12 protein-coding genes are annotated in these 10,500 nt (G+C 70.3%); 4 read left to right on the top strand and 8 right to left on the bottom strand.

Features of this window, described 5'->3' with window-relative positions; all coding sequences use genetic code 11:
- Positions 1-379: ABC transporter ATP-binding protein (locus tag ACWDTP_RS33900; RefSeq protein WP_450027602.1), on the top strand; the 379-nt coding region annotated here is incomplete at its 5' end.
- 12 nt (positions 380-391) lie between these two features.
- Here ACWDTP_RS33900 and ACWDTP_RS33895 read toward each other — a convergent pair.
- On the bottom strand, positions 392-823 hold the full coding sequence (locus tag ACWDTP_RS33895; RefSeq protein ID WP_450027601.1) for a MerR family transcriptional regulator: 432 nt from the start codon (positions 821-823) through the stop codon (positions 392-394).
- Positions 824-868: 45 nt separating this feature from the next.
- Between ACWDTP_RS33895 and ACWDTP_RS33890 the strand changes: the two genes are divergently transcribed.
- Positions 869-1,480 (top strand): class I SAM-dependent methyltransferase, encoded by a 612-nt coding sequence (locus tag ACWDTP_RS33890; RefSeq protein WP_450027600.1) that lies wholly within the window; start codon positions 869-871, stop codon positions 1,478-1,480.
- An 81-nt stretch (positions 1,481-1,561) separates the two neighbouring features.
- Here the strand turns inward: ACWDTP_RS33890 and ACWDTP_RS33885 are convergent, their stop codons facing one another.
- The 7 genes from ACWDTP_RS33885 to rimP all read right to left on the bottom strand — a co-directional run bounded on the left by ACWDTP_RS33885 (position 1,562) and on the right by rimP (position 9,242).
- The gene (locus ACWDTP_RS33885; RefSeq protein ID WP_450027604.1) at positions 1,562-2,875 is read right to left on the bottom strand and encodes an MATE family efflux transporter; all 1,314 of its coding nucleotides are present in this window, start codon (positions 2,873-2,875) and stop codon (positions 1,562-1,564) included.
- A 13-nt stretch (positions 2,876-2,888) separates the two neighbouring features.
- Positions 2,889-3,869 (bottom strand): DHH family phosphoesterase, encoded by a 981-nt coding sequence (locus tag ACWDTP_RS33880; protein ID WP_450027599.1) that lies wholly within the window; start codon positions 3,867-3,869, stop codon positions 2,889-2,891.
- Positions 3,862-4,377 (bottom strand): 30S ribosome-binding factor RbfA, encoded by a 516-nt coding sequence (gene rbfA / locus ACWDTP_RS33875; RefSeq protein ID WP_450027598.1) that lies wholly within the window; start codon positions 4,375-4,377, stop codon positions 3,862-3,864. Before rbfA ends, ACWDTP_RS33880 begins: the two co-directional genes overlap by 8 nt.
- Positions 4,378-4,392: 15 nt before the next feature.
- The gene (gene infB / locus ACWDTP_RS33870) at positions 4,393-7,155 is read right to left on the bottom strand and encodes a translation initiation factor IF-2 (protein ID WP_450027597.1); all 2,763 of its coding nucleotides are present in this window, start codon (positions 7,153-7,155) and stop codon (positions 4,393-4,395) included.
- A gap of 102 nt (positions 7,156-7,257) precedes the next feature.
- Complete coding sequence (locus ACWDTP_RS33865; RefSeq protein WP_450027603.1) at positions 7,258-7,482, bottom strand: YlxR family protein; 225 nt, start codon at positions 7,480-7,482, stop codon at positions 7,258-7,260.
- A gap of 177 nt (positions 7,483-7,659) precedes the next feature.
- Positions 7,660-8,700, bottom strand: coding sequence for a transcription termination factor NusA (gene nusA / locus ACWDTP_RS33860; RefSeq protein ID WP_450027596.1), 1,041 nt, complete (start codon positions 8,698-8,700; stop codon positions 7,660-7,662).
- Positions 8,697-9,242 carry a ribosome maturation factor RimP gene (rimP, locus tag ACWDTP_RS33855; protein ID WP_450027595.1) on the bottom strand — a complete coding sequence of 182 codons (546 nt, stop codon included), beginning with the start codon at positions 9,240-9,242 and terminating at the stop codon, positions 8,697-8,699. Before rimP ends, nusA begins: the two co-directional genes overlap by 4 nt.
- A gap of 203 nt (positions 9,243-9,445) precedes the next feature.
- Here rimP and ACWDTP_RS33850 point away from each other — a divergent pair, with 203 nt between their 5' ends.
- A complete protein-coding gene (locus tag ACWDTP_RS33850; protein WP_450027594.1) occupies positions 9,446-9,961 on the top strand; it encodes a hypothetical protein in 516 nt (171 codons plus the stop codon).
- Complete coding sequence (locus ACWDTP_RS33845) at positions 9,958-10,431, top strand: ferritin-like domain-containing protein (RefSeq protein ID WP_450027593.1); 474 nt, start codon at positions 9,958-9,960, stop codon at positions 10,429-10,431. The genes ACWDTP_RS33850 and ACWDTP_RS33845 overlap by 4 nt, the downstream gene beginning before the upstream one ends.
- The last annotated feature ends 69 nt before the right edge of the window (positions 10,432-10,500 follow it).

The raw sequence follows: 10,500 nt of genomic DNA, 5'->3' as shown, positions 1-10,500 counted from the left end.
GCCCCATGAGCTGTCCGGCGGTATGCAACAACGCGTTTCACTGTGCCGCGCGCTGCTGCACGAGCCGGGCGTGCTGCTGATGGACGAGCCGTTCGGCGCCCTCGACGCGCTGACCCGGGAGAAGATGAACGTCGAGTTGCACCGCATCTGGCGCGAGACCGGCACCACCGTGGTGTTGGTGACGCACTCGGTGGCGGAGGCGGTCTACCTGGCCAACCGGGTCGTGGTGATGAGCCCGCGGCCCGGCCGGATCATCGAGACCCTGGACGTCGACCTGCCCGCCGAGCGGGACTACGCCGACACGATGGAACGACCCGAGTTCATCCGGGTGGCCAACCGGGTGCGCGATCTGCTGGGCAGCTCCAGCTCCGCCGACTGATCCGGTTGCGGCTCAACCGTTCTCGTCCGGTTCGGCGGTGAGTTCCTCGACGCTCATCCCGTCGACCAGGCGGTCCAGCGAACCGGTCATGATCGTGCAGTCGCGGGCCGGGTGGTCGGCCGGGCAGTTCAGCGCGTGGGTGAGAAACCGCTTGGCACCTTGTGCCTGTGCGATGACGCGGTCCAGTTCGGCGATCTGGTCGCGAACCTCCTCGCGCCACTGATCGCCGGGCGCGTCGAGTACCGCGGCCGCGGTGTCCAGCGGCAGCCCAAGGCGGTGCACGATCTTGAGCAACGCCAGCCTGCGCAGTTCCTGGCGGCCGTACATGCGCCGGCCGGCCCGGCGCAGCAGCGGGCGCACCAGACCACGCTCGTCGTAATAGCGCAGGGCCGATGCGCTCATCTCTAACCGTGCCGCGGCGTCCCCGATCGGAATCAGCTCCATGCCGCCATTTGACTTCAACCCGGGTTGAACCGGCAAGGTCTACCCATGAGCCCCGGACGTGCGATCAATCACCACGCCGACCACCCGGGCTTCGCGGGCATCCCCGGCGTGCTGTTCGGCCTCATGTTCCTGGTCGTCGGACGGGCCAAGGCCAGGATGGCAGCCGATATCGCGCAGGTTTCGTCCGCGGACCATGTCGTGGACATCGGCTGCGGCCCCGGTACCGCGGCCCGTATCGCCGCCGGTAGGGGCGCAAGGGTGACCGGGGTCGACCCGTCGTCGGCCATGCTCCGGGTCGCCCGGGCCGTCACCCCGAGGCGCGCGGCCGCCGTCTGGAGCGAGGGCACCGCCGAAGCCCTGCCGGTGCCTGACGGGTCGGCCACCGTGGTGTGGGCGCTGGCCACCGTGCACCACTGGCGCGATGTCGACGCCGCGGTCGCCGAGGCGCACCGGGTGCTGGTGGCGGGTGGGCGGCTGATCGCGATCGAGCGGCAGTCACCGGACGGGGCGACCGGACTGGCCAGCCACGGCTGGACCGGGGAGCAGGCCGAATCGTTTGCGTCGTTGTGCCGCGGCGCCGGCTTTGACGACGTATCCGTGACCGGCCGCGGTAGCGGCAAGCAGGCCGTCTGGGTGGTCAGCGGCCACCGCGGGTGACCCGTCAGCCCCGCGAGCGACCGCTCAGGTACGGAGAAAACCGGCGTGTCGCGTACGGACACGGTCGGTCGCGGTGCCTACTCAGCCCGTGCCGGCCACGAGCCAGCGCCCGGAGAACGCGCGCCAGCCCACGAACGCCAGCCGCAGCACCATGAATGTGGTCAGGCCCGACCAGATTCCGAGCAGGCCCCAGCCGAAGACCAGCGACAACCAGATCAGCGGCAGGAATCCGGTCAATGCGCTGGCCAGCGTCGCATTGCGCATGAACTTGGCGTCGCCGGCACCGAGCAACACCCCGTCGAGGGCGAAAACGATTCCGGCGACCGGTAATTGGGCCACCAGGAACCACCACGGCACCCCGATCGCGGCCAGCACCGACTCGTCGTCGGTGAACACCGGTGGCAGGACCGAGGATCCGACCGCGAACACCACCGCCAGCACGACGCCGGCCAGGGTGGAGAACAGGGTCACCCGCCATGCCACCGCTTTGGCGTGGGCCAGCTCCCCGGCGCCCAGTGCCGCACCCACCAGCGACTGCGCAGCGATGGCCAGCGAATCCAGCACCAGGGCGAGGAAACTCCACAGTTGCAGCACCACCTGGTGGGCGGCGACCGCGGCGGCCCCGAACCGGGCCGCCACCGCGCCGGCCGAGACGAAACAGGCCTGAAATGCCATGGTGCGCAGGAGCAGGTCCCGGCCCATCACCAGCTGGGCGCGCAACACCGACGGATGTATCCGCAGCGGCACCCGCTCGGACAGCAACGCCCAGCAGAACAGCGCCGCCGCCAACCACTGGCCGACCAGGTTGGCCACCGCCGAGCCCGCCAGTTCCAGCCGCGGCAGCCCGAGCCAGCCGTAGACCAGCAGCGGGCACAGCACGGCCGACACCGCGAATCCGGTGACCACATAACGCAGCGGTCGCACGGTGTCCTGCACCCCACGCATCCACCCGTTGCCCGCCAGTGAGATCAGGATCGCCGGGGCGCCAAGGATTGCGATCCGCAGCCACGGCAGCGCCGTCGCGGCGATGTCGCCACCACCGGAGATCACCGCCAGCAGGGGTACCGCCGCGGCCTGCACGACCGCCACGATCACCGCGCCGAGCGCCACCGCGAGCCAGGTGGCCTGAACGCCCTCGCCGACGGCGGTGGCGCGGTCGCCGGCACCGTAGAACCGTGCCGAGCGCGCGGTGGTGCCGTAGGACAGGAAGGTCAGCTGCGAGCTGACCAGGCTCAGGATCAGCCCGCCGACCGCGAGACCGGCGAGGCTGAGGGCACCCAGCCGCCCGACGATCGCGATGTCGAAGAGCAGGTAGAGGGGTTCGGCCGCGAGCACACCCAACGCGGGCAGCGCCAGGGCGGCGATCCGGCGGCTCGTCACGGCAGCGACGGGCAGGTCGCCTTCCGGCTCAACCAAGAGCGGCCCGCAGCGCCGTCACCACATCGTGGGCGGGCCCGGTCGCCGAGTAGCCCGCGGCGAGGCGGTGCCCGCCGCCGCCGAACGACGTCGCGATCTTGGCCAGGTCGATCGACTTGGCCCGCATCGACACCGACCAGTGCTCGGGCTCGATCTCCTTGAACACCACGGCGACCTCGGCCTGCTGGGTGGTGCGGACGATGTCGACGATGCTCTCGACCTCCTCGGGCCGGGCACCCGACCATTCCGAATGCGAGACGACGACGTAGACCAGGCCGCGACCGTCGACGGCCTCCGGGTAGAGCTGCGCCGAGGACAGCACCCGCGACAGCATCGGCAGCCAGGCGAACGGGTGGGTGTCGAGCAGCGCCCGGCTGATCGAGGCGTTATCGACGCCCAGCTCGACGAGCCGGGCCGCCAGCCGGTGCGCCCTCGCGGTGGCCCAGCGGAACGATCCGGTGTCGGTGGTCAGGCCCGCGTACAGGCAGTGCGCCACCTCGCGGTCGATCGGCTTGCCCCACGCGTCGAGGATCTCGGCCACCAGCATGGTGGTCGAATCCGCCGACGGGTCGACGTAGTTGGCGGTACCGAACAGGTGGTTGGAGGCGTGATGGTCGATGACCAGCACCTCACGATCGTGCTCGGCGAGGCCGCGCAGCGCACCGAGTCGGTTGACGCTCGGAATGTCCACCGTCACAACAAGATCAGCGTCGTCACGGACGACTTCGGGCGATACCAGCAGGTGTCCGCCGGGCAGCGACTGCAACGATTCGGGAAGTTTCGCCGGGGCGGCGAAGGCCACCTCGACGCTCTTGCCGACGCCTTCGAGCACCTGTGCGAGCGCCAGCCCCGCGCCGATGGTGTCGGCGTCGGGATACACATGGCACACCACGGTGATCGCCGTCGCCGCCGACAGCAGCTCGACCGCCCGGTGCGCGTCGACGCGCACACCGGGGGCAGCGATGTCAGTCATCGAATCGGTCGTCACGAGTTCGGTCGTCACCGTCGTCCTCTGCGTCTGCCCCGTCGGCAGGCCCGTTCGTGTCCTCCGCCCCGGTCACACGGTACGGGTCGGCGTCACCGGCGTGGGTGGCACCCTCCCGAACCCGCGCCAGATCCTCGTCCGCGGCCCGCGCGCGGGCCAGCAGCTCCTCCATCCGGTGCGCCGCATCGGGCACGGTGTCGCGGACGAACGCCAGGGTCGGGGTGAACCGCACCCCGGTCCCGGCGCCCACCTTGGTGCGCAACACACCCTTGGCCTTCTCCAGCGCGGCGGCCGCGCCCGGATAGTCCGGATCGTCGTCCAGCGACGCCCCGAGCACGGTGTAGTACAGCGTGGCGTCGTGCAGGTCACCCGATACTTTCGCATCGGTGATCGTCACCCCGGCCAGCCGCGGATCCTTGATCTCGTACTCGATGGCCGAGGCGACGATGGTCGAGATCCGCTTGGCGAGACGCTTCGCGCGTGCAGGGTCCGCCATTACCGGTCCCCGCGCCTAGACACGCTCTTTTTCCACCAGCTCGTACGTCTCGATGATGTCGCCTTCCTTGATATCGGAGTAGGTCAGCGTCAAACCGCACTCGTAGCCCTCGCGGACCTCGGTGGCGTCGTCCTTCTCACGCTTGAGCGAGGACACCGTGAGGTTCTGCGCCACCACCACGTTGTCGCGCAGCAGCCGGGCCTTGGCGTTACGCCGCATGATCCCGGACTGCACCAGGCAACCGGCGATGTTGCCGACCTTCGACGACCGGAAGATGGCGCGGATCTCGGCGCGGCCGAGTTCCTTCTCCTCGTAGACCGGCTTGAGCATGCCCTTGAGGGCCTTCTCGATATCGTCGATGGCCTGGTAGATCACCGAGTAGTAGCGGATCTCCACACCCTCGCGGTTGGCCAGCTCGGTCGCCTTGCCCTCGGCACGGACGTTGAAGCCGATGATGATCGCGTCCGAGGCCGACGCCAGGTTGACGTTGGTCTCGGTGACGCCACCGACACCGCGGTCGATGACCCGCAGCTCCACCTCGTCGTCGACCTGGATGCCCATCAGGGCCTCCTCCAGCGCCTCGACGGTGCCCGAGTTGTCGCCCTTGAGGATCAGGTTCAGCTGGCTGGTTTCCTTGAGCGCCGAATCCAGGTCTTCCAGGCTGATCCGCTTACGGCTGCGCGCGGCCAGGGCGTTGCGCTTGCGGGCGTTGCGCCGGTCGGCGATCTGGCGGGCGATCCGATCCTCGTCGACGACCAGCAGGTTGTCACCGGCGCCGGGCACCGAGGTGAAGCCGACCACCTGCACGGGCCGCGACGGCAACGCCTCCTCGACGTCGTCGCCGTGCTCGTCGACCATTCTGCGGACGCGCCCGTAAGCGTCGCCGGCCACGATCGAGTCGCCGACCCGCAGGGTGCCGCGCTGGATCAGCACGGTGGCCACCGGGCCGCGGCCACGGTCCAGGTGCGCCTCGATCGCCACACCCTGGGCCTCCATATCCGGGTTGGCCCGCAGGTCCAGCGCGGCGTCGGCGGTCAGCAACACCGCCTCGAGCAACTGCTCGATGTTGATGTTCTCGCGCGCCGAGATGTCGACGAACATGGTGTCGCCACCGAAGTCCTCGGCAACCAGGCCGTACTCGGTGAGCTGCCCGCGGATCTTGGCCGGGTCGGCGCCCTCCTTGTCGATCTTGTTGACCGCCACCACGATCGGCACCTCGGCGGCCTGCGCGTGGTTGATCGCCTCGACCGTCTGCGGCATCACGCCGTCATCCGCGGCGACCACCAGGATCGCGATGTCGGTGGCCTTCGCACCGCGGGCACGCATGGCGGTGAACGCCTCGTGACCCGGGGTGTCGATGAAGGTGATCGGCCGGACGTTGCTGTCGAGGTCGACCTCCACCTGGTAGGCACCGATGTGCTGGGTGATGCCACCGGCCTCGCCCTCGCGGACGTTGGCCTTGCGGATGGTGTCCAGCAGGCGGGTCTTGCCGTGGTCGACGTGACCCATGACGGTGACCACCGGCGGGCGGGACTGCAGATCCTCCTCGCCGCCCTCGTCCTCGCCATAGGTGAGGTCGAAGGACTCCAGCAGTTCGCGGTCCTCGTCCTCGGGGGACACGACCTGCACGACGTAGTTCATCTCGCTGCCCAGCAGCTCGAGGGTCTCGTCGCCCACCGACTGGGTGGCGGTAACCATCTCGCCGAGGTTGAACAGCGCCTGCACCAGCGAGGCCGGGTTGGCGTCGATCTTCTCGGCGAAGTCGCTCAATGAAGCACCGCGCGCCAACCTGATCGTCTCGCCGTTGCCGTGCGGCAACCGCACGCCACCGACGACCGGCGCCTGCATCGAGTCGTATTCCTGGCGCTTCTGCCGCTTCGACTTACGGCCTCGCTTGGGCGCACCGCCGGGACGACCGAAGGCGCCCGCCGCACCACCGCGCTGGCCGGGACGGCCACCGCCGCCGCCGGGACGACCGCGAAAACCGCCGCCACCACCGGCCGGGGCACCGCCACCGCCGCCGCGGTAGTTACCGCCGCCACCACCGGGACGACCTCCCTGGCCGCCCGGGCGGGGGCCACCACCGGGGCGCGGACCGGGACGGGGTCCGCCACGGCCGGGCGCACCGCCCGCCGGACGCGGCGGCATATTGCCGGGTGAGGGACGCGGACCGCCACCGGGACGCGGGGCGCCAGGGCGCGCCTGGGGCCGCGGGATGGGCCGCTCGACCGGCTGCTGCGACGAGAACGGATTGTTGCCGACCCGAGGCGCACGGGGTGCGGGCTTGGGAGCCGGACCTGGCCGCGGGCCGGGGGTCGCGCCCGGGGTCGGACGCGGCGCCGGGGCCGGGGCCGGCGCGGGCGCCGACGCGGATGCCGCGGGGGCGGCAGGCTCGGCCGGCGGCTGCGGGGCCACCGGCTTGGGAGCGGCCGGCTTCACCGGCGCCGACGGCGCCGATTCGGCTGCCGGGGCGGGCTTGGGGGCCGGACCCGGCCGGGCGGCCGTCGCCGGCTTGGGACCACCGGGCTTGGGCGCCGACGCGCCTGCCCCATTGCCCGCACCGTTGCCGGCGCTGCCCTGGGGTCGGGGTTTGTCATCGGCTTTACCGCCGCCGGATTTGCTGCCGAACGTTTCGCGCAGCCGGCGCGCGACCGGCGCCTCCACGGTGGACGACGCCGATTTGACGAACTCGCCCTGCTCCTTGAGCGTTGCTAAGAGTTCCTTGCTTGTGACACCGAGTTCCTTGGCCAACTCGTGTACACGGGCCTTACCTGCCACTACATCTCCTCGTCTGGAGGCGACAGCGGTGGTAGGCGCCGCGCCTCGGGTTTAGCTATGACGCATGGTCATCGGGGCTTCACGGTGTGCTCATGTTCTTCGCTACCTGTTCTCTTGACCGGGGTGGTCGGGTTCCTCGAACTGCTCGACGTACTCGATCACCGCGGAGGTGTCCGGTGCACCGGTGATCCGCAACGCTCGGACGAACGCCCGCCGCCGCACTGCCAGTTCTGCGCACTGCCGGTCGAGATGCAACCAAGCACCTCGCCCGGGCAGACGTGCCGCTGGGTCAACGGTGACGGCGTGCGTGCCGTTCCCGTCGGCCACTGCGACCACGCGAAGCAGTTCGGCGGCCAACTCTCGCTTCCGGCACCCGACACATGTCCGCACCGGACCGACAGGGGTGTCGGGGCTGCGTCGACGCGTCGAAGCCGGAGTCTCGCGCTGGATCACGGCTGAGTCTACCGCCCCATGCCTTGTGGTTTGAAACGCCGGTCGCCGCGGTCAGTCGTGCACCGCCCCGTGCCGGGTGTCGTGCTCGGGTTCGGGCTTCGCCGCGGGATCGGCATCGCTGCGGATATCGATCCGCCAACCGGTCAGCCGGGCCGCCAACCTGGCGTTTTGCCCTTCCTTGCCGATCGCGAGCGACAGCTGGAAGTCGGGCACCACCACGCGCGCCGCGCGGCCGGCCTCGTCGATCACCGACACCGACACCACCTTGGCCGGCGACAACGCGTTGGCCACGAAGCGGGCCGGGTCCTCGTCGAAGTCGATGATGTCGATCTTCTCGCCCGACAGTTCGCTCATCACATTGCGCACCCGCTGCCCCATCGGGCCGATGCACGCGCCCTTGGCGTTGAGGCCGGGTACCCGCGACATCACGGCGATCTTGGACCGGTGCCCGGCCTCGCGGGCCACCGCCACGATCTCCACCGAGCCGTCGGCGATCTCGGGAACCTCCAGCGAGAACAGTTTGCGCACCAGGTTGGGGTGCGTTCGCGACAGCGTGATCAGCGGCTCGCGGGCGCCGCGGGTGACGCCCACGACGTAGCAGCGCAGCCGGTCACCGTGCTCGTAGCGCTCCCCCGGCACCTGCTCGGCGCTCGGGATCACGCCCTCCGAGCCCTTGGTCTCGCTGCCCATCCGCACCACGACCAGCCCGCGGGCGTTGGCCCTGGCGTCACGCTGGATCACCCCGGCCGCGATATCGCCCTCCCTGGCCGAGAACTCGCCGTAGTTCTTCTCGTTCTCCGCGTCCCGCAGCCGCTGCAGAATCACCTGGCGTGCGGTGGTGGCCGCGATCCGCCCGAAACCTTCTGGTGTGTCGTCCCATTCGTGGATGACGTTGCCATCGGCATCGGTCTGCCTGGCAATCACCTTCACCACACCGGTCTTTCGGTCGATGTCGATGTGCGCATCGGGTTCGTGGCCCTCGGTGTGGCGGTACGCCGTCAGCAGCGCCGATTTGATGGTCTCCACGACCACGTCGACCGAGATGCCCTTATCGGCCTCGATGGCATGCAGTGCCGCCATGTCGATATTCATGCCCGCTCCCCCTTCCCAGTCTCTCCGGCAAGTTCCAGTTCACGTCGATTGGGAGGTGAGAACTCCACTTGGACAACAGCTTTGGAGATTTCAGCAAGGTCAATCCGGCGCACCGCGAAGTCCCGAGGCCCGTCCGGCACCACCACCTGCACGCCCTGTCCGTCGGTCGCCCCCAGCCGGGCGGTCAGCGCGGTCCCGTCGGTGAGGGTCAATTCGGCCTTGCGGCCTCGGGCCCTGCGGAAGTGCTTCTCGGTGGTCAGTGGCCGGTCGACCCCGGGTGAGGTGACCTCGAGCACATACGGCGTGTCGCCGCTCTGCTGGTCGAGCAGCTCCGACGCGGTCCGCGACAGCCGCGCGATCGAATCGAGATCAAGGCCCGCATCGCCGTCGGCCACCACCGTGATGCGCGGCGGGCGGGCAGCGGCGTCGATCACCACATCGTCGATTTCGTAACCGGCGCGCGCGAACTCGCCGTCAAGTAGCTCGACCACCTGCTTCTGCGACGGTAGATCCGCAGACGGCAACTTAGGATCGGGTGCCACGGCGAGCTCCTCATCTTGAGTTGTCCGGCACGATTCCCCGGCGAACCCCTGACAGGGCCCCCTGGAATCGACTATCCACGATACGCCAGGGCAGCCGCAGCAAGCGTCAATCCGGGTCAGGGGTGCAGCGAATGTCGCCGGGCCGGTCCACCGAACCTCGCCACCGCGACGGGTCGCCGGCGGGGCAATGGCAGGATATTCACGTGCCGAGCGCCCTCACGACCTTCAGCCGGCGGCGCGCGCTGTTCTCGATCGGGGCCGTGGCCCTGCTGGGTGCGACCGCCGCCGCCTGCGGCGAATCACCCCCCGCCGCCGAAGTCACCGACCTGACCACCCAGCTCGACCGCGCCAGGGCCGACAGCGCGCTGGCCGCGGAGGCCGCCGCCGCCCAACCGCCGCGGGCGGCCCAGGCCCGGGCCCTGGGCACCGTCGCCGACGAACGTTCGGCACACGCCCAGGCGCTGGCCGACGAGCTGACCCGGATCACCGGCGACACGCCGGCATCGGCCACCAGCACGACCACATCCCCGTCCGCGGCAAACCCGGGCCAGGCCGCCCCGGGGCCGTCGGTCGACGATGTCGTCGATGCGCTGCGGCAATCCGCCGAGGGCGCCACCGACCTGGCGGCCCGGTTCTCGGGTTACCGCGCCGGCCTGCTCGGGTCGATCGCCGCATCGTGTACGACCGCCTACTCGGTGCTGCTCGGCGGTGCGCGGTGACCTCGACCGAACCCTCGTCCGACCCGGCCCGCCCGTCGAATCCCGCCGATGCGGCGCTGTTCGACGCGGTGGCCGTCGAGCACGGCATCATCTACGGCTACGGGCTGGTGTCGGCGCATTCCAGCTTCGAGGAGAACGCCCTGATCGCCACGGCGATGGCCGAACACCGGACCCGCCGGGAGGCCGCGATCGCCATGCTCGACGGACGCGGGGTGACCCCACCGCTGCCCGCCGCCGGTTATCGGGTTCCCGACGAGGTCACCGATCCGGCCGAGGCCGCCGGGCTGGCGGTCCGGATGGAGAAGGACGCCGCCGTGGCCTGGCGTGCGGTGCTCGAACAGGCCGCGAGCAGCGAGGATCGCGCCTTCGCGGTGACCGCTCTGACCGAGGCCGCGGTGACCGCGGCGCAGTGGAACGAGATGCTCGACGTGTGGCCGGTCAGTTCGGCGTTCCCCGGCGGCGGCGAATAACCTCCCGATCCCCTCGCGGCGGGCCCAGATGCAACGCGGCGGGCGGTTTGTCGACGTCGATGTGGACGA

Source organism: Mycobacterium sp. NPDC003449 (assembly GCF_053588415.1).
The sequence above is the reverse complement of the archived record's forward strand: the minus strand, read 5'-3'. Positions and strand labels throughout refer to the sequence as shown.

Bases quoted from the DNA above. Each gene is read 5' to 3' on its own strand.
- ACWDTP_RS33890 (WP_450027600.1), top strand. From the start codon at position 869: ATGAGCCCCGGACGTGCGATCAATCACCACGCCGACCACCCGGGCTTC.
- ACWDTP_RS33880 (WP_450027599.1), bottom strand. From the start codon at position 3,869: ATGACTGACATCGCTGCCCCCGGTGTGCGCGTCGACGCGCACCGGGCG.
- nusA (WP_450027596.1), bottom strand. From the start codon at position 8,700: ATGAATATCGACATGGCGGCACTGCATGCCATCGAGGCCGATAAGGGC.
- rbfA (WP_450027598.1), bottom strand. From the start codon at position 4,377: ATGGCGGACCCTGCACGCGCGAAGCGTCTCGCCAAGCGGATCTCGACC.
- ACWDTP_RS33895 (WP_450027601.1), bottom strand. From the start codon at position 823: ATGGAGCTGATTCCGATCGGGGACGCCGCGGCACGGTTAGAGATGAGC.